We start from the raw sequence: 20,667 nt of genomic DNA on the forward strand, positions 1-20,667 counted from the left end.
TCAATTTAATTAAAATGATAAACTCAATTTTATATATTTGAAGCCATTAAAAAAAATAGTATCAAAAGATGTCGAAAATTAAAGTAGAAAATCCGGTGGTAGAACTGGATGGCGATGAAATGACCCGTATTATCTGGAAATTTATCAAGGATAAACTGATATTCCCCTATCTGGATCTTGATATTAAATACTATGATCTGGGTATTGAGTATCGTGATGAAACCAATGACCAGGTTACCATTGACGCTGCAAACGCAATTAAACAATATGGAGTTGGTATTAAATGTGCCACTATAACACCTGATGAAGAGCGTGTAAAAGAATTTGGGTTGAAACAAATGTGGAAATCGCCAAATGGTACTATCCGTAATATTTTGGATGGAACTGTTTTCCGTGAGCCTATTGTTATGGCAAACGTACCGCGTTTGGTACCCAACTGGACTGCACCTATCTGCATTGGCCGTCATGCTTTTGGCGATCAGTACCGTGCTACCGACTTTTTAACCAAAGGAAAAGGTAAGCTTACTATAACTTTCACTCCCGAAGATGGTGGCGCCGAGCAATCATTTGAAGTATTTAACTTTAAGGGTGATGGCGTTGCTTTGGCTATGTACAATACCGACGAATCAATCAAAGGCTTTGCCCGTGCTTGTTTTAACCAGGCTTTATTAAAAAAATGGCCTTTATATCTGTCAACCAAAAATACCATCCTTAAAAAATACGATGGTCGTTTTAAAGATATTTTCCAGGAGATATACGAGCAGGAATTTAAAACTGAATTTGAAGCTAACCAGTTAACTTACGAGCACCGCTTAATTGATGACATGGTTGCATCTGCCTTAAAATGGCATGGTAACTTTGTTTGGGCTTGTAAAAACTATGATGGCGACGTGCAGTCTGACACGGTTGCGCAGGGTTTTGGTTCATTAGGTTTAATGACCTCAACTTTAGTTACACCTGATGGTACTGTGATGGAAGCTGAAGCTGCACACGGTACAGTGACCCGTCACTACCGCGAGCACCAGGCAGGCAAACCAACTTCAACCAACCCAATTGCATCAATTTTTGCGTGGACACGTGGTTTAGAGTTCCGTGGTTTGTTAGATAAAAACCAGGAGCTGATCAAATTCTGCAAAACTTTAGAAGAGGTTTGTATTGAAACTGTTGAAAGCGGTAAAATGACCAAGGATTTGGCTATCACCATTAAACCTAAGGTTGAACATGGTAAAGACTTTTTATATACCGAAGAGTTTTTAGCTGCTATTGACGAAAATTTAAAAGCTAAATTGGGTAAATAATATACCCCGTGAATTATACGAGCCCATTCTGTTTAGCAGGATGGGCTTTTTTGTTTAATTTGTTTACGTAAGGTTAAAACTTTTAAAAAATATTTTCATTTCTTTTTTAACTGATAACTTAGCGCATCAAAAAAAATCTACAACATGTCGGCATTATATCCATTAAAATTCAAAACCATTTATAAAGACAAGATCTGGGGCGGTCATAAAATAAATACCTATCTACATAAAGACTTTGGCGCATTACCAAACTGCGGCGAAACCTGGGAGATCTCGGGCGTAAAATCAGACGTGTCTGTCGTTGCCGACGGTGCGCTGGCAGGCGAATCATTAGCCGACCTGCTGGAGCAGTTTAAAGGCGAATTAGTTGGCGAAAAGGTATATGCCCACTTTGGCAACATATTCCCTTTGCTTATAAAGTTTATTGATGCCAACGAGGATCTTTCCATCCAGGTTCACCCGGATGATGAGCTGGCTAAAAAACGCCATAACTCATTCGGTAAAACCGAAATGTGGTATGTGATTGAAGCAGACCCGGGTTCAACCTTAATTGCGGGCTTTAACCAGGAGCTTACCGAGCAAACTTATTTAGATAAATTTAACAGCGGCCATTTAACCGATGTTTTAAACAAGGAAGATGTTAAAGCCGGTGATGTATTCTTTTTACCTGCGGGCAGGGTACACACCATAGGTAAAGGACTGCTGATTGCCGAAATACAGCAAACATCAGATATTACCTACAGGATTTATGATTTTGATCGCGTTGACGATAAAGGCAACAAACGTGAGCTGCATACCCAGGAAGCCCTTGCCGCTATTGATTACAAGCATTACCCGGAATATAAAACCAGGTATGAGCCAATTAAGGACGAAACTGTAAAATTGGTAAGCTGCCCATACTTTACCACCAATTTGTTAGATTTTACGCATGGTACGGCAAAGGATTACAGCAACCTCGATTCGTTTGTAATATACGTTTGTGTTGAGGGCGAATTTACCGTGAAGCATAATGAGGATGCATACATCGTAAAAATGGGCGATTGTATACTGTTGCCTAAAAGCATTAACAAGGTACAGTTGGAAACAACCAAAGGCTTTAAAGTATTAGAAAGCTATATTGAATAATGTGATTGGAATTTAGAGATTAGGTGTATTGGCATTAAAGACCCATTTCATCCTAATCTCTAATTCCGTATTGTCACCACTGAGATGGTGCCCTTCCTTATTAATAATTATCAAAAAAATCTTTCTTAAAATTCAGTGCAATGGTTTGTGCTAAACCAGCCTGATGGTAAACTTGGTACCAACATTTACGGTACTATCTACTTTGATTGAGCCGCCTAATGATTCAATCTGATTGCGGGTAATAAACAGGCCTATACCTTTAGCATCCGTATTTTGGTGGAAGGTTTTATACATACCAAATACCTTATCGCCATAGCGGTCCATATCAATACCTATTCCGTTATCTTCAAATAGCATATAAATATGGTTATGATCTTTCACTGTGCGGCAGGTAATTAACGGCTGTTTATCCATACTGCGGTATTTTAAGGAGTTGGTAAGCAGGTTTTGAAATATGCTCTCCATATATGCCGGAATATAGTTTATTACAGGGCACTTGGTAAAGTCGTATTCTATTTTGGCATCGTTTGATTCGATGTTGCTTTGCAGTGCCGACAGCACGTTTTTAAACACATCTTCAAACGCAATTACTTTTCTTTCTTTATCAATATCGGTATGGATCTTAACAATCTCGTTAAGATGCTCAATGGTCATACTTAGGCTGTTGCTTATTGATTTGATGTGCGAAAATACTTCGGCACGGTCATCGGCAGATTCACTTTCACCATGTAAATTAACCATAAACTGCAGATTGCCCGTGTGCGAGCGAAGGTTATGTGATACGATGTAGGCAAAATTTTGCAGGCGCTTGTTTTGATCGTTCAGTAAATTGATTGACGATTGCAGGGCAATGCCTTTCTTTTTAATGCTGTCAATATCTTGTAATATACCGCGTATGGTTATGCATTTGCCATAATCATCAATAATAGGTACGCCTTTTGCCCTTACCCATATTACATTGTTCTTAGCGGTTCTGAACAGCAGCTCCAGATCATAAGGCTTACAAAACCTGATAGATTTGTCTATAGCTTCGCTGATTAACGGGCGGTATTGTGGCTCAAAAAAGCTTACCGCTTCTTCAATACTTAGTTTTATCTGGTCGTTAAGCTCGTAAATATCAAAAGCTTCTTTTGAGAGCCACAGGCTCATGGTGGGTACATTAATTTCAAAGCCGCTCAGCTTGGCAATAGTACCTGTTTCATTAAACAGGAAATCGTTTTGTGCTGACCGTAAACTTAAAAGCTTGCTTTGATTGATGTTGATTAACGAGCCGGTAAATTTAGGTTCGCCGTTATCATCCCATTTTTGAGTGGTACTTTCAAACCACTGGTAGCCTGAATTTTTTGTTAGCAGCCTGATATGAACAACATTGGTAGTGCTTTGATCTGTACCGCGCGAGTTAATTGCTTTAAGAAAAACGTTTTTATCGTGATGGTAAAGCAGGTTTTCTAAAAAAAAGTTATAGGAACACTCTATCTCTTCGGGTTTATAACCTAAAATAGTATAAAACCCCAAAGACCATTTAACATCTTTTGTATTGATATTAAACTCCCAGATACCCGCATTTATGTGGTCAATTATTTGAGCAAGATGAGATGCGTCATCAGAATAAAAGTCGTTCCTATCCGCAATACTCATGTTAATATTTGATTCATAGTCAGTTTAATCAAAAGCTCCCACCATATATATAGAAAAATCTATGCCAAAAATTAAAGTTTGACAAGAGGTAAGCCAGCCTATTACGAAAACCATTTAAATTGGTTGGCAATTATATTGAAAATGTTGAATTATGGGAATTTTTGGTTAATAATATGACGCTTCTTAATTATTAGTTACCAACTGTTTGCCCTTTGGTTTAATTTGAGCATTAAGATTTTGCAATAGAGTTTTATGGAATTTGCAATGGCTCGTATAATTATTTTTACGGCACTAATTATGGATTTTTTACTGGACAATAGTTGCAACGGGTATTTATGCAATGGCTAAAACTCAGTGTGAATAAGTTTTTAGTTTTCAACAACACAAGTGCCTAAGCTGCGGTAGTTTTTAAGCTATCTGTGATCTTCCTCAATTCGGGGACGGGGATACCCAACACCTGTTCGTTTTTAATCCCTCGTGGGGGAGCCTGGCTGATTGCCCGCGATTGATCTTGAAAAATCAAAAGCCGGGAATTTACCCGGCTTTTGATTGTATTAAATAAAAGATCTTATAAAGTAGAAAGTTTGAAACGGTAACACTTTACATCAGTGTAAATTATAAGTTTCCTCTTAATTCCTGCTCGCGCTCAATAGCCTCAAAAAGCGCCTTGAAGTTACCGGCACCAAAAGATTTTGCACCCTTACGCTGAATGATCTCGAAAAACAAAGTAGGCCTGTCTTCAACAGGTTTGGTAAAGATCTGTAACAGGTAACCTTCATCGTCGCGGTCAACCAATATGCCCAGTTTTTTCAATGGCTCAAGGTCCTCGTCAATGTGGCCTACACGTTCAGTAAGTTCATCATAATAAGTTGTGGGTACGGTTAAAAACTCAATGCCACGGCTTTGCAGATCGGTAACTGTTTTTACAATATTATCAGTAGCTAAGGCTAAATGCTGTACACCTTCGCCTTCATAAAATTCAAGGTATTCTTCAATTTGCGATTTTCTTTTACCCTCGGCAGGCTCATTGATAGGGAATTTTACATAACCATTGCCATTGCTCATTACCTTACTCATCAAGGCAGAGTACTCGGTCGAGATCATTTTATCATCAAAGGTTAATATGTTTTTAAAGCCCATTATGTCTTCATAAAAATTAACCCATTCGTTCATTTTGTGCCAACCTACGTTGCCTACGCAGTGGTCAATATGTAACAAACCCGTTACCGGTGGCTGGTAGGTGCTTTCCATTTCGCGGTAACAAGGTAAAAACGCCCCGGTGTAGTTTTTACGTTCCACAAAAAGGTGAACCGTTTCCCCATACAATTTTATACCGCTTATGCGTACTTCGCCATGCTCATCGCTTATGGTTGTGGGCTCCTGGTAAGGGATAGCGCCACGGCTGGTAGTTTGCTCAAAAGCATCGTAAGCATCATCAACCGACAGGGCTAAAACCTTTACACCATCGCCATGCTTTTTAATATGCTCCGCTATCGGATCGTTTGATTTTAGGGGAGTAGTTAGCACTAAGCGAATTTTGCCCTGCTGTAAAACATAAGATACTTTGTCGCGCACGCCTGTTTCCGGCCCTGCATAAGCAAGGTCCTGAAAGCCGAAAGCGGTTTTGTAATAAAAGGCTGCCTGTTTGGCATTGCCTACATAAAATTCAACATGATCTGTACCATTAAGCGGTAAAAAATCAGTGGTTTTTGATGCTTTATTTATGGTTAATGTTTCCATTTTTTTTTGTTTTTAGATACCTTCCTTTTAGGGAGGGCTTTAATGGGTTACTTAGCTTATCCAGCTTTTATAATAATTTTCGTCTTCAATTTTAATGGCGTCCTCGGTTAGCATCAGCGGCTTAAATGGATCTATCATTACCGCTAATTCATCGGTGGCTTCCTTGCCTATTGATTTCTCAACTGACCCGGGGTGCGGCCCATGCGGGATACCACCGGGGTGCAGGGTTATTTGCCCTTTAACCACGCTTTTGCGGCTCATAAAATCACCATCAACATAATATAACAGCTCGTCGCTATCTACATTGCTGTGGTTATATGGTGCCGGTATTGACAGCGGGTGATAATCAAACTTGCGCGGTACAAATGAGCAGATCACAAAGTTATGCCCCTCAAATGTTTGATGCACCGGTGGTGGCTGGTGCAGGCGCCCGGTTATCGGTTCAAAATCATGGATAGAAAATGCCCAGGGATAATGAAAGCCGTCCCAGCCAATAAAATCAAAAGGATGCGTGCCGTATATATACGGATATATCAGACCCTGCTTTTTGATCAGGATCTTGAAATCGCCTTTTTCATCGTGCGTTTCAAGGTTGGTTGGCCGCTTTATATCCCTTTCGCAGTAAGGTGCTTGTTCGGTTAGCTGCCCGTAGGCATTGGTATAGCGTTTAGGTACCCTGATAGGGCTAAAACTTTCTACAATAAACAACCTGTTATCGGGCGTGTCAAACTCCATCTGGTAAATAGTTCCGCGCGGAATGATCAGATAGTCGCCATAAGCAAACTTAATGCTGCCATAGCCTGTTTTAAGCGTTCCTGTGCCCTCGTGGATAAACACAACCTCATCGGCCTGGCTATTTTTATAAAAATAGTCGGTCATTGATTTGCGTGGTGCTGCCAATGAGATATGCAGGTCGCTGTTTACCAATACCGGTTTACGGCTTTTCAGGTAATCATCCTCAGGTTCAATTTTAAAACCTATCAGGCTGGCATGCTTTAAATGCTTTTCGCGGGCTATTTTTGGTTCAACAGAATAAGGTTCGCCTAATTCCTTTACAAGGGTAGGGGGATAGGCATGATATACCAGCGAATACAAACTGCTGAAACCCTCGGTTGATACCAGCTCTTCGGCATATAAAGTACCATCGGGTTTACGGAATTGGGTATGCCGCTTAGGCGGGATAGCTCCTAATGTATGATAAACAGGCATGATTTATAATTTGGTTAAATCAGAAACGTTTAAAAAGATGTAATGGTTTGAAACAGATACTGGTTATTGCCAACGTTTGCAGTTAAAGGGGTAAGCCTATAACTGCAGCATTTTCAATAATTAAAACCGTATAGTAAAATTAGTATTGGGCCAGTACGCTTTTAGCGAGCACAGCATCCCTGAAAGAAGAAGCATCACTCATTGAAGTGAGGCCCAGGGAAAAAAGAAAATGCTTTTGTATGCTCATAATTAGTTATACGAAGTTAGGCTGAATAAATTTAATATGCAAGCATATTAAATTGGGGCACTGGCTTAGTTTGAAATTTATTTTAAGAGTTTTTAGCTTAAACTGAAAGGGAAGAATACTTTAATTTTCAATAATACATATTAAATAACCTTGTGCCATAGCAAAGCAATTGACATAAATATTAATGCCGGTAAAAAGATATATAGGATAGCAATCCATTTTTCTTTTGTTCTATGATTACCATCTTCAACTTTATATTTCTCATAGATTTTTTCATATTTCTTATCCTTTATAAATCCAAAATAGTGAGTATAAAATAGAAAAACACATGTTATAGGTACCTCAACGATTGAAGCAGTGGGTGTGTTTCGATTTAGTATGTAAAAATAAAATACCTCACTAATGATTGATAACCAAAGAAAGCTTCCACCCATCATCATTCCTAAAGCATCGAACCATGGGGTTTTATTTACTTTATTTTTCCCATCTAAATATTGTGTATTATAAATACAGTAAAATATATATCTCATTAATACTTTTAAATATAAGCCCCAAATAAGTTTAAAATAAAAAGGGCACTTTTAATTGGCTTAAATATATGATTAAGTTGGCTTTTTAATATTATAGCTTTACAATATCCTAAACGCTTGTAGCGTCTTTCATTAGCTTCGATTCCAGTGCATTGGTTACTCTTAAATTTTATTAGTAAATACATTTTGATTTGATGGTGACGATGTAAAATGTTTAAGTTTGATTACCAATCCAATATAAACCTATGAAATTAGTATCCTACAAAACAGAAGATAACGAGCATCTGGGCATTTTTATAAACGGACATATTTATAACCTGCACTCCTGCGATAAGCTGATCCCCAATAATATGAACGAGTTTTTATGGGGTGGCGATGAGCTGATGGAGCGTGCGCAGCGCATTAATGCAGCCATTATTTCAGGGAAGCTGGAGGCTAAAGAGGAGTTGTTTTTTGAGATGATGGCACCGGTTCCGCACCCAACATCGTGCAGGGACGCGTATGCCTTCAGGCAGCATGTTGAAACGGCGCGCCGTAACCGCAACGTGCCCATGATACCGGAGTTTGATCAGTACCCTATATTTTATTTTACCAATCATAATGCCATACAGGGTTCAGGCGAAATTGCCTGTATGCCCGATCATTTTCAAAAGCTTGATTTTGAGCTGGAAGTTGCCGTTGTGCTGAACAAAAAGGCCCGCAACATTAAAGCTGCCGATGCCGACAGCCTGATTGCCGGCTTTATGATCATGAATGATATGAGCGCACGCACCCTGCAAATGGAGGAAATGCTGTTGAACCTTGGGCCTGCAAAAGGAAAGGATTTTTGTACCGTAATTGGCCCCTGGCTGGTTACGCCCGATGAATTTGAAGCTTATAAAACGGCACCTAAGGCTGGCCATACCGGGAATGCCTATAATTTAGAGATGAAATGCGTGGTGAATGGCAAACAGGTATCAAAGGGTAATATGGCCGATATGGAATGGACATTTGCCGAAATTATTGAGCGCTGTGCCTACGGCTGCGATGTATTGCCCGGCGATGTAATAGGCTCGGGCACGGTGGGCACCGGGTGCTTCCTGGAACTCAATGGTACAGGTTTATTGAATGATCCGGATTATAAAGCCCAGTGGCTGCAACCCGGTGACTTGGTTGAAATGGAAGTTACCGGGCTTGGCATGTTGGGCAACATTATTGAAAAAGCCGGCAGCGATTTTTCAATTTTGGCATTAAAGAAATAGATACAATTACACCGGAGTTTATAAAACGTTTAGCTCAATTAACTTTTCTCTCAATACATCGGCAGATGTAAAATGGATGGATTGGATGCCCAATTTTTCGGCTGCCAGTATATTGCGGTAATTATCATCGATAAATAAAGCTTCTTCGGGATTTATAACATGCCTGTCGAGCAGGATCTGGTAAAAGGCCGGTGCAGGTTTCCGCATTTTTTCGGCACCTGATACAACGATGCCATCAAACCAGTGCAGAAAATCAAAACGCTCCAAAGCAACCGGAAAGGTTTCTGCCGACCAGTTGGTGAGTGCATAAATTTTATACTTGCCGCTTTCTTTTAATTCTTTAAAAACCGCTACGGTATCTTCAAAAGCATCACCTAACATCTCTTCCCAGCGGGTATAAAATGCGCGGATATTGGCTTCATGTTCCGGGAATTGTTTAACTAATATTTCTGTGCCGTCCTGTAGTGAGCGACCTGCATCCTGTTCTTCGTTCCAGTCTGATGTGCAAACGGTGGCTAAAAAATTTTTCATTTCCTCTTCGTCCGTAAACAGGGTTTTGTACATGTAGTGCGGGTTCCAGTCAATCAAAACTGCGCCAAGGTCAAATATAATGGTGTTTATCATTTGGTTTTTAATGTTTGGTGGATAGCTGCAAGTTGCTGTTCAATCATTTTCGTTATAGATCCTGGTATAGTCAGCAAAGGCCGTGTCTTTCAAATCCTGTTCAATAATGTGTTTGGCAATATCAAAATCAACAACGAGGCAACAGACTTCCATCGTACCGCTGCCTATGCTGCCGCCATCGCAATGGCCAAGGCCTGTCCAGCCTAATGTTTGGTTCATCCTTATTTGCAGCTGTGTTCTTTTATCTAAAGCTTCGGGTGTATCAATGCCCTCTAATTTGTATTCTATCAATAAAGTGAAATGGTCGTCCACATCAACCTGCTGGTAGCCTTTGGATAGCTGTCTGTCAATTTCTTTTTGAACAATTTTTTTAAAGCTTGAAAATATGCCGGAGTACACTTCTCTCTGCGTGCCTTTTTCACCAACTATCCCCCAGTGAATAACACCGGTTTTTGCATCCTTTTCCCAGGTTTCCCAGTAATGGATCTCGTTATCAACCTGTTTATAAAGCTTTAACATTTGGAATTATAGATTAATTGTTCTCCAGCAAATATCTTTTAAAGCCATTAAAATCTTTACCTAAGGCAGTGGCATGTTTTTCTTTTTTCTCTAACTCTTCCACCTGCTCCGGTACATCAATTTTATCAGCAATGTTTTTCGGGAACACATCCGGAAACTTGCAGGGGTGCGCAGTTGATAAAAATACACCTGCCGTATCAGCCTGTAAATTATCCTGTTGCCAGTCCTTTAATGCCTGCCAGGCAATGGCTGTATGCGGGCAAGCCACATAGTTATAATCATCATTAATAAACTTAATGGCCTTTAGAGTTTCATCATCATCATAACGGTAACCGGTAACCAGGTTTTTCAGGTCGTCCATATCATTCTTAAACAAATCAGCTATGCGCACCCAGTTGCTTGGGTCGCCAACGTCCATTGCATTACTCAGGGTAGCTACAGATGGTTTTGGCTGATATATTCCCGATTTTAAATATTCGGGCACTGCATCGTTTGCATTGGTGGCCGCTATAAAATGCTCAACAGGCAAACCCATTTTCCAGGCTAATAAACCTGCCCCGATGTTGCCGAAATTACCGCTCGGAACCGAAAATATCACCTTGCTTATACCGCGCTTTAACAGCTGGGCATAAGCATTAAAATAGTAGAACGTTTGCGGAATAAGCCGCGCAATGTTGATGGAGTTTGCTGATGTAAGCCTGAATTTTGCTTTTAATTCATCATCGGTAAAGGCTTGTTTAACCAGGGCCTGGCAATCATCAAAAGTACCGTCAACCTCAACCGCCCGAATGTTTTGGCCGTTGGTGGTTAACTGTAGTTCCTGTATATCGCTTACTTTATTCTTCGGATATAAAATGGTTACGCGGGTATTGGGCACACCCAAAAAACCTAATGCAACGGCACCGCCTGTATCGCCTGATGTTGCTACCAAAACGTCAAGCTGTTTTTCGCCCTGCTCTAAAAAATAACTCATTACCCGGCTCATAAAGCGGGCGCCGAAATCCTTAAAAGCCAGCGAGGGGCCGTGCCATAGTTCCAGCACATACACATTGTCTTCCAGCTTAACAACGGGGGCCAAAAAGCTGATGGCATCGTTTATAATAGCTTTAAGGTCATTGTCGGGTATGTCATCACCTATCAGGTTCTTAGCTACATGGAAAGCTATTTCGGGCAGGGTGTATCCATCCAGGTTGTTTAAAAATTTATCATCCAAACGCGGAATATTCACCGGCATATATAAGCCTTTATCCTGCGGCATGCTGTTAAAAACCGCTTCTTTAAAAGATACGCGGGTGGATGTGTTTTTGGTACTGTATAGTTGCATTTTATATTTTTCTGTTGCCATTGCTGCTTGCGCGGTATGGACGTTGTCTTTTAATTATCCAAGTATGCTTGGTCCTTTATCATTAATGGTGGATACGTAGCCGTTTGATCCGATTTGGATGCCGGTTAAATGCTGCTGTAGCTTTTTAGTGATGCGTTTGGCTGTTTCTTCATCGCGTGTAAAGGCGAATACCGATGGGCCCGAACCCGAGATGCCAAAGCTTATTGCACCTAATTCCATAGCCATTTCGCGCATTTTGTAAAAATCGGGGATTAGCATGGAGCGTACAGGCTCAACCAAAATATCTTTCATGCTGCGGCCTATCAGGTCCATATCATTCATAAACAAACCGCTCACAAGCCCTGCTATGTTTCCCCATTGGGTAACAGCATCCTTCATTTGTATGTTTTTGCGGATAATCTGCCTGGCCTCGCGGGTGGGCACATCCACATCCGGGAATACAATGGCGCAATGCAAGCCGGCCGGGTGGGGCAGACGAACAACATCAAGCGGTTCATAACTGCGGATCAGTACAAAGCCGCCAAAAAGGGCAGGGGCAACGTTATCTGCATGGCCATGACCACACGCCATTTCTTCACCCTTCATGGCAAAAGGTAATATTTTAGCCGGATCTGCATCATCGCCCAAAAGGGTTTTTATGGCAAATAAACCAGCCACCGTGCTTGCAGAGCTTGAACCCAAACCGCTGCCTATTGGCATTTTTTTATGCAGCTCAATATCAAGCCCCAGATCATTGCGGCCCACACTGTTTAAATAATGCTGTACGCTTACACTCACCGTGTTTTTAGCCGGATCGAGCGGTAAGCGGCCATCATCGCCGGTAATTTTGCTTATGGTGATGCCGGGTTTATTGGTTATTCGCATTATCACCTCGTCGCCGGGTTCATTTACGGCAAAGCCCAGTACATCAAAGCCGCAAACAACATTTGCTACAGTAGCCGGCGCAAAAACATGAATGCTTTGGCTGCCTGCCGTGCTGTTTAGTGTAGCCGGAGCGTTTATTTCTTGTATGTTATTATCTTCCATATAATTATCAAACTATTCTTCACCTACAGGTAAAGACTTATGCACCTACGTTTATTAAATCGGCAAATACACCCGCCGCAGTTACCTCTGCACCTGCACCGGGGCCCTTTACTACCAATGGACGCTCTTTATACCTGTCGGTAGTAAAGGATATGATATTATCACTGCCCGACAGGGTAAAGAACGGGTGACTTTCATCAACCATTTGCAGGGTTATTTCGGCTTTGCCGTTTTCTAACTTACCTATATAACGCAATACTTTATTACCTGCTGCGGCTTCGGCCTTTAAGTTGCTGAAAAACGCATCCTCGGTTTTTAGTGCTGCGTAAAACTCCTCAACGGTTTGCGCTTCAAGGCAGGCTTTGGGTAAAACACTTTCAATCTGCACGTCAGCTTCTTCCATAGGGTAACCTGCATCGCGGGCAAGGATCAGCATCTTGCGCATAAAATCTTTACCGCTCAAATCATCACGCGGGTCAGGTTCTGTATAACCTTTTTCCTGTGCCTCTTTTACCACATCATGAAAATTGGCATCACCTTTAAAATTATTAAATATAAAAGATATAGTGCCCGATAGGATGGCTTCAATGCGCATAATCCTGTCGCCGCTGTTCATCAGGTCTTTTAAGGTGCGGATGATGGGTAAACCTGCCCCCACGTTGGTTTCGTAAAAGAAATCAACACCGTGGCGCAGCGCAGTATCATGAAAGGTTTTATACTGGCTGTAAGAAGCCGAATTACCGATCTTATTACACGTAATAACAGATATGTTTGATTTAAAAACCTGCTCATAAACCTCAATAGGTTTTGGGCTTGCCGTGTTATCAATAAACACGCAGTTGGGCAGGTTCATGCTTTTCATTTTGGCAACAAATTGTTGCAGGTCTGCCGGCTCGTCCGATGCCTCTAACTCCTGCTGCCAGTTATCTAAGGAGATCCCGTCGGTATTAAAGATCATTTTACGGGTATTACTGATACCTGCAATTTTAACCTGGATGCCATTGTGCTCCTGCAAATAAGCGGTATGCGCATTTAGTTGCTTAAACAACGTTTGGCCTATGTTGCCTGTGCCTAAACAAAAGGCATGCAGGGTTTTGGTAAGCTGTGTAAAAAAGCCATCGTGAACGGCGTTTAATGCTTTAGCTAAATCCCGTGAGGAGATGATCACCGAGATATTATACTCTGATGATCCCTGGGCAATAGCCCTCACATTTACCCCGTTACGGCCAAGCGCATGAAATAACTTGCCCGATACACCAGGTGTTTGTTTCATATTTTCGCCAACTATGGCAATAATGGCAAGGTTTTGCTCTATTACTAAATGCTCTAATTTTTTAGCAAGCAGTTCAAGCTCAAATTCCTGCTCAATCAGTTGTTTTGCTTTTTCGGTATCGTCAGGCTGTACTGCAAAGGTGATGCTATGTTCTGATGATGACTGGGTGATCAGGATCACATTGATCTGTTCGCGGGCCAGTAATGAAAACAGCCTGCCGCTAAAGCCCGATTTACCAACCATACCGCTGCCTTCTAAATTAAGGATGCTGATATTATTGATAGATGAGATTCCTTTTATAGGCAGGTTTGATGGTTTGCAATCATGGCGGATCACGGTGCCTTCAAACTCAGGCTCAAAAGTGTTTTTTATTACGATAGGGATCTTCTTTAAAAAGGCCGGGATCATGGTTGGCGGGTAGATCACCTTGGCACCAAAGTAAGAGAGTTCCATAGCTTCAGTATAAGTAAGCTCGGGTAACGAAAACGCCTTTTTAACCATCCTCGGGTCGGCAGTCATCATACCGTTAACATCAGTCCAGATCTGGATCTCTTTTGCATTTAATGCCGAACCAAATATAGCAGCAGTATAATCGCTGCCACCGCGGCCCAGTGTAGTAACCTGCCCGGCATCATTAGCGGCTATAAATCCGGTTACAAATAATACCTTATCGCTGTTTTCCTGCTGAAAGCTTTTGATCAATAATTCGGTTAGCTCAGTATTTACCTTTGCCTGCCCGAATGAACTGTCGGTTTTGATCAGCTCCGATGCATCAACACATATCGCTTCCGGAAAATGCTGTGCCGCTATCTTACAGATCATTAAGGTTGAGCAACGCTCGCCAAAGCTTAAAACCTGGTCGCGTGTTTTTGGGGTTAGTTCTCTTAAAGTTAATACGCCCTGTAAAAGGTCCTCTAACTGGTTAAAGTAAATTTTAAGGCGGGTAAAAGCAGGGTTTTGGTTTTGTACGGTTAACAGGCTTTTTACTACATCAAAATGGCGTTTTTCAAGTTCGGCCAGTTGCGCTGTAAATTCAATGCCATTAGCAGCGCCCTCGGCCATTGATACTAAAAGGTTGGTTACCCCGCTCATGGCCGAGAGTACTACAATAGGTTTTTCCTTATTATCAACTTCGTTTTTTACAATGTTTAATAAGGTTTGGATACTTTGAACTGATCCTACGGACGTGCCGCCAAATTTTAAGATTTTCATTACTGCGTTTAATATTAAACAAAAACGCCTTCCTCTTTTCGGAGGAAGGCGCTCATTTGGTTTTTATGTTTTTACACCATACGATTATCTTCCCCGTGTTTTAAGCCGGTGGTAATAATTGTTGTAATAATGGTGCTGTTGATTATCATATATATTATGTCCGTAAAGTAAGTAGATATTTTTTTAATAAACAATATTTATTTTTCTTTTTATAGGATAGTATACTGAACCTCAATATCGGCAGATAAAAACAGCTCATTAATCAGGTCACCTTTATTATTAAAGCACTATTGGTTTACCATGCATGGTTAAATAAAACAATCAAATTAATAAGCTATGTAATTTAATTACTTTTGACGCTTGTTAATATGCAGGGACTAATTACAAAATCAACCGGAAGCTGGTACCAGGTGCGACTACCTGACGGGAAACGAATAGATTGCCGTATAAAGGGAAAGTTTAGAACGAAGGGGATAACTACAACCAATCCGCTGGCTGTGGGCGATATTGTTGATTTTGATATGGAGCCCGAGCAGGAAACCGGGGTGATCACTACGCTGCAACAGCGTAAAAATTACATCATCCGTAAATCCATCAACCTTTCAAAACAAGGGCAGATCATCGCTGCCAACCTCGACCAGGCTTTGTTAGTGGTTACGCTGGCTTCTCCGCGAACCTCTTTGGGGTTTATTGATCGTTTTTTGGTAACTGCCGAAGCTTATAGTATCCCCGCAAAACTGATCTATAACAAAGTTGACCTGTTTAGCGAGGAAGGTCTGGAGATATTAGCTGAATATAAAGCCGTTTACGAAAAAATAGGTTACCCCTGTTATGAAGTATCTGCATTGGCCGGCACCAATATTGGCCAGGTACAGGCACTGTTAAAAGATAAGGTCACTTTATTTTCCGGCCACTCCGGTGTAGGAAAATCAAGCCTGATAAATGCATTACTGCCTGATCTTGATCTGCGTACGCACCAGGTATCTGACTGGAGCGATAAGGGTATGCACACCACCACCTTTGCCGAAATGTTTGAGCTGCCGCAGGGCGGTTTTATTATTGATACCCCCGGTATTCGCGAATTAGGGGTTATCGACATTGAGAAACAGGAACTGAGCCACTTTTTCCCAGAGATGCGCGAGCGGATGCATGATTGCCGTTTCCACAACTGCCGCCATATAAATGAGCCGGGTTGTGCCATACTGGAAGCTTTGGAAAATGGCGAGATTGAACTATCGCGCTATGAAAGCTACCTGAGTATTTACAATGGAAATGATACCAGGGGGTAGATAACTGCCTTCAACTAAATTTGAAGACAGATATCATAGCGCTTATTTTTATGCCAATGCTGTCTTGAAATCCTGCAGCAGGTCATCTAAATCTTCAATACCTATTGACAGCCTGATCATGGAATCAGAAATTCCCATTTCGGCACGTTTTTCGGCACCTAATTCATTAAATATGGTATGGGCAACCGGGATAGCCAGCGTTCGGGTATCACCCAGGTTGCTTGATTTTACAACTAATTTCAGCTTATTTAAAAAGGCGAAGCAATCAACGCTTTCATCAAGCTCAATGCTCATTAAGCCACCATATTTTAAAAACAAGCGGCTGGCCATTTCATGCTGCGGGTGCGATTCCAAACCTGGGTAATATACCTTTTTGATCATCGGGTGGCCTTCAAAAAATGTAGCCAGCGCAAACGCATTGGTACAGGCGCGCTCCATGCGCAGGGCCAGTGTTTCTGAACCTACTGAAAGAGAATGAGCAGCCTCCGGCGATAATGTTCCGCCTGCATCACGCAAGCCTTTCTTGCGGATCTGCGTCAGCCCTAAAACCTCGGGTTTAACCTGTTTTTTAAAGCCTTCAAAAATATTGGCATAATTGGTCCAGTTAAATAAACCGGTATCGGTAACACTGCCGCCCAATGCATTGCCATGGCCGCCAATATATTTGGTTAGGGAGTTAATAACCAGGCTGGCCTTTACATTTACAGGGTTAAACAGGTAGGGCGATGTCATGGTGTTATCAACCATATAAATAATACCTTTTTTCTGGCACAGGTCACCTATCTTTTCAAGGTCAGCAATCTGTGTGGCCGGGTTGGCAACGGTTTCCACAAAAACCATCTTGGTATTTTCTTTTATCTCGTTGCGTATATTATCAACAGCGGTGGCATCAACAAAAGTAATGTTTAGCCCCATATCCATATACGACTGGAATATGCTGCGGGTATTACCAAACAGGTAAGAGCTTGCTATAATATGATCACCATGTTTAATCAGTGCCAAAACAGATGCCGAAATTGCTGCCATGCCTGTTGAAAAAGCAATAGTTGCAAGCCCGTTCTCCATCTGTGTTACCTTACTTTCCAAGGCAGAAACAGTGGGGTTACCCTGACGCGAGTAGGCGTAGCCTTTTTTCTTGTTCTGAAAAATATCAACCAAATCCTGCACATCATCATAACCATAAGTTACCGAAGTATGAATAGGTTTGTGTAATGCACCATGTTCTGGTTTGCCTAAACGGTCTGAGTGTAATATGGTAGTGGTAAAGCCCCTTTTAGTAGTCATTGTATGTCAATTCAATATAAACGCAAAATAGTTTGCGAACTTAATTGTTTTTGCCCATAATCAGAAGCAAGAATTATAATGATGACAGCAAGATGCAGGAACAGCTTATAAATTCTTATTTCTGTTAATGGGTAGGTGCAGCTTCTTTAAATTTCTCTTTATCTTGCCTGCTAATTCTTAAATCTTTAATCAAACGGATGAGGGCTGTAATACAACGAGTTTCTGAGGCACACTGTAAAGTTAACGGGGCAATAACCGGGGCTATAAATAACGGTTTTTTGGTTTTATTAGGTATTGAAGATGCTGATACCGATGACGACCTGCAATGGCTGGCCCAAAAAATAACAGGCCTGCGTGTTTTTAGTGATGAAAACGGTTTGATGAACAAGGGCCTTGCTGATATTGATGGGGGCATTTTATTAATATCGCAGTTTACGCTGTTTGCTCAAACTAAAAAGGGAAATCGCCCGTCGTTTATAAGGGCGGCAAAGCCGGATAAGGCTATTCCGCTTTATGAGCAAATGATCAAAACATTGGCTTTACTCACCGGTAAAAAAATAGAAACAGGGATTTTTGGTGCAGATATGAAGATCAGCTTATTGAACGATGGCCCTGTAACCATTGTTATGGATACTAAGGATAAAGACAATCATTAACCTATTTGAATGTAATCTATGGAGATAAAAGAAGCGCAGCAGTTAGTTGATAAATGGATCAGTACCACGGGCATCAGGTACTTTAACGAATTAACCAACACCGCCATTTTAATGGAAGAAGTAGGTGAGGTGGCACGAATTATGGCCCGGCAATATGGCGAGCAATCGTTCAAAAAATCAGACCTTGAAGTTAACCTGGCCGACGAAATGGCCGATGTGTTGTTTGTTTTGATCTGCCTGGCAAATCAAACAGGGATTGACCTTACCGATGCTTTGGAAAAAAATATGGAAAAAAAGAGCATCAGAGATGCCGACAGGCACAAGAATAACGAGAAACTAAAATAAAACTGCTTATATCTGTAGCCCTTAAACCAGCTTAACTAATTTATCACCATCAAGTATAGGTATAGCGGTGGTAATATCAATTTGCAGGCAAAACTCAATATCCTTTTCAATGCCAAGCTTTTTAAGGCGTTCGCCGTGGGATGTTTTTTTAAGGTATTGGTTAATGTCGTTCTTCCCAGCCTGGTAAATATCATTGGCTGCAATGGCAGCATCATCAAGCTTAAGGCCCGTTGTTTTTAATTGTTCAACAACCGCTCCTGCAAAAAGAGTATCCTCAAGGTTAAAGTTGTTTTTCCAACCGGCGCAAACTAACAGGATATTTTCATCCTGGGTTTTTAACCAGTTACATAAGGCCGTAAGGTTTAAAAACGACCCGATGGCTATCTTTTTCGCTTTGCGTGATAAATGCAATGCCTGCGTGCCGTTGGTAGTGGTTAGCACCACTGTTTTGCCCGCTACCTTTTGTTTGGTGTATGAAAACGGCGAGTTGCCAAAATCAAACCCTGCTACAACCTCACCATTACGTTCGGCAGCTAATAAATAATCAAGGCCCTGTTCGCGATAAGCCTCGCACTCCTCAACTTCTGATACCGGGATTATGGCCTCGGCACCGTTCTCAATTCCATAACAGATGGAAGAAGTGGCCCTGAAAATATCAATGATCACCACAACGTGATCCTCAACATTATAAAGCGGGATAAGTACGGGGGTAAGGCAAACGTTTAGCTCTTTGGTCATTTGGTAGTAGTAGGGTCAGTCGTTATAAAAGGTGATGCTCAGTGTTTTAAGCTACATGTTCTTTGCGGTAAAATTAACCGCAAAGAACATGTAGCGGCACAAAGAAACACTAAGATTTCTTTCGCAAAATTACTTTTATACGGCCTTGTTATTTATTGAAAGGCGGTTTAACAATTTTTGCCTTTATTTTATTATCTCTGATGCTGATATAAATTTCGGTGCCTTCTTTAGCAAATTCAGTTTTTACATAACCCATTCCAATTGCTTTTTGTAACGATGGCGATTGCGTTCCGGAAGTTACTTTGCCAATCACATTGCCTTCGGCATCAACAATAGGGTAATCATGGCGCGGAATGCCACGGTCTATCATTTCAAAACCAACTAATTTGCGTTTTACACCCTCTGCTTTTTGCTGCTGCAATGCTGCTGAATTGGTAAACTCCTTGCTGAATTTGGTTACCCAGCCCAAGCCAGCCTCTAAAGGCGAAGTTGCATCATCAATATCATTACCGTAAAGGCAAAAGCCCATTTCTAAACGCAGGGTATCGCGCGCACCTAAACCAATTGGCTTAATGCCGAATGCTTTGCCTGCCTCAAAAATGGCTGTCCATATTTTTTCTGCATTCTCGTTATCAAAGTAAATTTCAAAACCACCGGCACCGGTATAACCCGTTGCCGATACCACTACATTATCAACACCGGCAAATACACCCTTTTTAAAGGTATAGTACTCCATTGATGCTAAGTCAATATCAGTCAGGCTTTGTAAAGCTTCTGCTGCCTTTGGCCCTTGAATGGCAAGCAGCGAGGTACGGTCAGAAATATTTTTCATATCCACACCAAAGGTGTTAAAGCCTGCAATCCAGTTCCAGTCTTTTTCAATGTTTGATGCATTAACCACTAACATATAAGTTTTATCGTCCATACGATAAACCAGCAGATCGTCAACTATACCGCCATCTTTGTTGGGTAAGCAGGAGTATTGCACTTTACCATCATAAAGCTTTGAAGCATCGTTACTGGTAACCTGCTGAATAAGGTCAAGCGCTTTATCACCTTTTAAAATAAATTCGCCCATGTGGCTTACGTCAAACACGCCAACGCCATTACGTACGGTTTCGTGTTCGGCATTAATGCCTGCATATTGTACAGGCATATTGTAACCTGCAAATGGAACCATTTTGGCGCCTTCTTTTATATGGATGTCGGTTAAAGCGGTATTCTTCATGTGTGATTAATAGGCCGCAAAAGTAGTAATTTTACATGAGTGCCAAAGGCGGAAAGCCCGGAAAATCTAAAAGATGTTATGGCTGCATCTTAAATACGGA

At 41.3% G+C, this 20,667-nt stretch carries 18 protein-coding genes; 6 read left to right on the plus strand and 12 right to left on the minus strand.

Annotation, left to right across the window (positions count from 1 at the left end; all coding sequences use genetic code 11):
* The first annotated feature begins 68 nt into the window (after positions 1–68).
* Together ACQY4U_RS15905 and ACQY4U_RS15910 are read left to right on the plus strand one after the other, a co-directional pair.
* The gene (locus tag ACQY4U_RS15905; protein ID WP_428330430.1) at positions 69–1,298 is read left to right on the plus strand and encodes an NADP-dependent isocitrate dehydrogenase; all 1,230 of its coding nucleotides are present in this window, start codon (positions 69–71) and stop codon (positions 1,296–1,298) included.
* Positions 1,299–1,442: 144 nt separating this feature from the next.
* Positions 1,443–2,423 carry a type I phosphomannose isomerase catalytic subunit gene (locus tag ACQY4U_RS15910; protein ID WP_428330431.1) on the plus strand — a complete coding sequence of 327 codons (981 nt, stop codon included), beginning with the start codon at positions 1,443–1,445 and terminating at the stop codon, positions 2,421–2,423.
* A 150-nt stretch (positions 2,424–2,573) separates the two neighbouring features.
* Here ACQY4U_RS15910 and ACQY4U_RS15915 read toward each other — a convergent pair whose 3' ends face one another.
* The 4 genes from ACQY4U_RS15915 to ACQY4U_RS15930 all read right to left on the minus strand — a co-directional run bounded on the left by ACQY4U_RS15915 (position 2,574) and on the right by ACQY4U_RS15930 (position 7,787).
* A complete protein-coding gene (locus ACQY4U_RS15915; RefSeq protein WP_428330432.1) occupies positions 2,574–4,061 on the minus strand; it encodes a PAS domain-containing protein in 1,488 nt (495 codons plus the stop codon).
* 615 nt (positions 4,062–4,676) lie between these two features.
* Positions 4,677–5,801, minus strand: coding sequence for a 4-hydroxyphenylpyruvate dioxygenase (gene hppD / locus ACQY4U_RS15920; protein ID WP_428330433.1), 1,125 nt, complete (start codon positions 5,799–5,801; stop codon positions 4,677–4,679).
* A 51-nt stretch (positions 5,802–5,852) separates the two neighbouring features.
* On the minus strand, positions 5,853–7,010 hold the full coding sequence (locus ACQY4U_RS15925) for a homogentisate 1,2-dioxygenase (RefSeq protein ID WP_428330434.1): 1,158 nt from the start codon (positions 7,008–7,010) through the stop codon (positions 5,853–5,855).
* A gap of 387 nt (positions 7,011–7,397) precedes the next feature.
* Positions 7,398–7,787 (minus strand): hypothetical protein, encoded by a 390-nt coding sequence (locus ACQY4U_RS15930; protein ID WP_428330435.1) that lies wholly within the window; start codon positions 7,785–7,787, stop codon positions 7,398–7,400.
* 245 nt (positions 7,788–8,032) lie between these two features.
* Between ACQY4U_RS15930 and ACQY4U_RS15935 the strand changes: the two genes are divergently transcribed.
* Positions 8,033–9,028 (plus strand): fumarylacetoacetate hydrolase family protein, encoded by a 996-nt coding sequence (locus tag ACQY4U_RS15935; protein WP_428330436.1) that lies wholly within the window; start codon positions 8,033–8,035, stop codon positions 9,026–9,028.
* 18 nt (positions 9,029–9,046) lie between these two features.
* On the opposite strand, the gene ACQY4U_RS15940 is transcribed toward ACQY4U_RS15935, so the two are convergent.
* The 5 genes from ACQY4U_RS15940 to thrA are packed head-to-tail and all read right to left on the minus strand — an operon-like array spanning position 9,047 to position 15,027.
* Positions 9,047–9,652 (minus strand): HAD family hydrolase, encoded by a 606-nt coding sequence (locus tag ACQY4U_RS15940; protein ID WP_428330437.1) that lies wholly within the window; start codon positions 9,650–9,652, stop codon positions 9,047–9,049.
* 39 nt (positions 9,653–9,691) lie between these two features.
* Positions 9,692–10,171, minus strand: a complete 480-nt coding sequence (locus ACQY4U_RS15945; protein ID WP_428330438.1) for a hypothetical protein — start codon at positions 10,169–10,171, stop codon at positions 9,692–9,694.
* A gap of 13 nt (positions 10,172–10,184) precedes the next feature.
* Complete coding sequence (gene thrC / locus ACQY4U_RS15950) at positions 10,185–11,495, minus strand: threonine synthase (RefSeq protein ID WP_428331755.1); 1,311 nt, start codon at positions 11,493–11,495, stop codon at positions 10,185–10,187.
* Positions 11,496–11,549: 54 nt separating this feature from the next.
* On the minus strand, positions 11,550–12,542 hold the full coding sequence (locus ACQY4U_RS15955; RefSeq protein WP_428330439.1) for a homoserine kinase: 993 nt from the start codon (positions 12,540–12,542) through the stop codon (positions 11,550–11,552).
* Positions 12,543–12,579: 37 nt separating this feature from the next.
* Positions 12,580–15,027 carry a bifunctional aspartate kinase/homoserine dehydrogenase I gene (gene thrA, locus ACQY4U_RS15960; protein WP_428330440.1) on the minus strand — a complete coding sequence of 816 codons (2,448 nt, stop codon included), beginning with the start codon at positions 15,025–15,027 and terminating at the stop codon, positions 12,580–12,582.
* Positions 15,028–15,395: 368 nt separating this feature from the next.
* On the opposite strand from thrA, the gene rsgA reads away from it, so the two are divergent.
* Entirely contained in the window at positions 15,396–16,316 is a 921-nt protein-coding gene (gene rsgA, locus ACQY4U_RS15965) for a ribosome small subunit-dependent GTPase A (RefSeq protein ID WP_428330441.1), read from the plus strand.
* 48 nt (positions 16,317–16,364) lie between these two features.
* On the opposite strand, the gene ACQY4U_RS15970 is transcribed toward rsgA, so the two are convergent.
* Positions 16,365–17,600 carry a cystathionine gamma-synthase family protein gene (locus tag ACQY4U_RS15970; protein ID WP_428330442.1) on the minus strand — a complete coding sequence of 412 codons (1,236 nt, stop codon included), beginning with the start codon at positions 17,598–17,600 and terminating at the stop codon, positions 16,365–16,367.
* A 197-nt stretch (positions 17,601–17,797) separates the two neighbouring features.
* Here ACQY4U_RS15970 and dtd point away from each other — a divergent pair, with 197 nt between their 5' ends.
* Together dtd and ACQY4U_RS15980 are read left to right on the plus strand one after the other, a co-directional pair.
* Positions 17,798–18,256 carry a D-aminoacyl-tRNA deacylase gene (gene dtd / locus ACQY4U_RS15975; RefSeq protein WP_428330443.1) on the plus strand — a complete coding sequence of 153 codons (459 nt, stop codon included), beginning with the start codon at positions 17,798–17,800 and terminating at the stop codon, positions 18,254–18,256.
* 18 nt (positions 18,257–18,274) lie between these two features.
* The gene (locus tag ACQY4U_RS15980; protein WP_428330444.1) at positions 18,275–18,601 is read left to right on the plus strand and encodes a nucleotide pyrophosphohydrolase; all 327 of its coding nucleotides are present in this window, start codon (positions 18,275–18,277) and stop codon (positions 18,599–18,601) included.
* A gap of 21 nt (positions 18,602–18,622) precedes the next feature.
* On the opposite strand, the gene ACQY4U_RS15985 is transcribed toward ACQY4U_RS15980, so the two are convergent.
* Both ACQY4U_RS15985 and gcvT read right to left on the minus strand, forming a co-directional pair.
* Positions 18,623–19,339 (minus strand): 2-phosphosulfolactate phosphatase, encoded by a 717-nt coding sequence (locus ACQY4U_RS15985; protein WP_428330445.1) that lies wholly within the window; start codon positions 19,337–19,339, stop codon positions 18,623–18,625.
* Between the two features lie 148 nt (positions 19,340–19,487).
* The gene (gene gcvT / locus ACQY4U_RS15990) at positions 19,488–20,567 is read right to left on the minus strand and encodes a glycine cleavage system aminomethyltransferase GcvT (RefSeq protein WP_428330446.1); all 1,080 of its coding nucleotides are present in this window, start codon (positions 20,565–20,567) and stop codon (positions 19,488–19,490) included.
* Between the last annotated feature and the right edge of the window lie 100 nt (positions 20,568–20,667).

This window comes from Mucilaginibacter sp. (assembly GCF_965277465.1).
GTDB lineage: Bacteria > Bacteroidota > Bacteroidia > Sphingobacteriales > Sphingobacteriaceae > Mucilaginibacter.

What these genes read in the sequence shown, in the direction of transcription:
- ACQY4U_RS15945 (WP_428330438.1), bottom strand. Translation starts at nt 10,171, where the DNA reads ATGTTAAAGCTTTATAAACAGGTTGATAACGAGATCCATTACTGGGAA.
- ACQY4U_RS15955 (WP_428330439.1), bottom strand. Translation starts at nt 12,542, where the DNA reads ATGGAAGATAATAACATACAAGAAATAAACGCTCCGGCTACACTAAAC.
- ACQY4U_RS15940 (WP_428330437.1), bottom strand. Translation starts at nt 9,652, where the DNA reads ATGATAAACACCATTATATTTGACCTTGGCGCAGTTTTGATTGACTGG.
- ACQY4U_RS15910 (WP_428330431.1), top strand. Translation starts at nt 1,443, where the DNA reads ATGTCGGCATTATATCCATTAAAATTCAAAACCATTTATAAAGACAAG.
- ACQY4U_RS15915 (WP_428330432.1), bottom strand. Translation starts at nt 4,061, where the DNA reads ATGAGTATTGCGGATAGGAACGACTTTTATTCTGATGACGCATCTCAT.
- ACQY4U_RS15925 (WP_428330434.1), bottom strand. Translation starts at nt 7,010, where the DNA reads ATGCCTGTTTATCATACATTAGGAGCTATCCCGCCTAAGCGGCATACC.
- rsgA (WP_428330441.1), top strand. Translation starts at nt 15,396, where the DNA reads ATGCAGGGACTAATTACAAAATCAACCGGAAGCTGGTACCAGGTGCGA.
- ACQY4U_RS15985 (WP_428330445.1), bottom strand. Translation starts at nt 19,339, where the DNA reads ATGACCAAAGAGCTAAACGTTTGCCTTACCCCCGTACTTATCCCGCTT.
- ACQY4U_RS15905 (WP_428330430.1), top strand. Translation starts at nt 69, where the DNA reads ATGTCGAAAATTAAAGTAGAAAATCCGGTGGTAGAACTGGATGGCGAT.
- ACQY4U_RS15935 (WP_428330436.1), top strand. Translation starts at nt 8,033, where the DNA reads ATGAAATTAGTATCCTACAAAACAGAAGATAACGAGCATCTGGGCATT.
- ACQY4U_RS15980 (WP_428330444.1), top strand. Translation starts at nt 18,275, where the DNA reads ATGGAGATAAAAGAAGCGCAGCAGTTAGTTGATAAATGGATCAGTACC.
- gcvT (WP_428330446.1), bottom strand. Translation starts at nt 20,567, where the DNA reads ATGAAGAATACCGCTTTAACCGACATCCATATAAAAGAAGGCGCCAAA.
- thrC (WP_428331755.1), bottom strand. Translation starts at nt 11,495, where the DNA reads ATGCAACTATACAGTACCAAAAACACATCCACCCGCGTATCTTTTAAA.
- ACQY4U_RS15930 (WP_428330435.1), bottom strand. Translation starts at nt 7,787, where the DNA reads ATGAGATATATATTTTACTGTATTTATAATACACAATATTTAGATGGG.
- thrA (WP_428330440.1), bottom strand. Translation starts at nt 15,027, where the DNA reads ATGAAAATCTTAAAATTTGGCGGCACGTCCGTAGGATCAGTTCAAAGT.
- dtd (WP_428330443.1), top strand. Translation starts at nt 17,798, where the DNA reads ATGAGGGCTGTAATACAACGAGTTTCTGAGGCACACTGTAAAGTTAAC.
- hppD (WP_428330433.1), bottom strand. Translation starts at nt 5,801, where the DNA reads ATGGAAACATTAACCATAAATAAAGCATCAAAAACCACTGATTTTTTA.
- ACQY4U_RS15970 (WP_428330442.1), bottom strand. Translation starts at nt 17,600, where the DNA reads ATGACTACTAAAAGGGGCTTTACCACTACCATATTACACTCAGACCGT.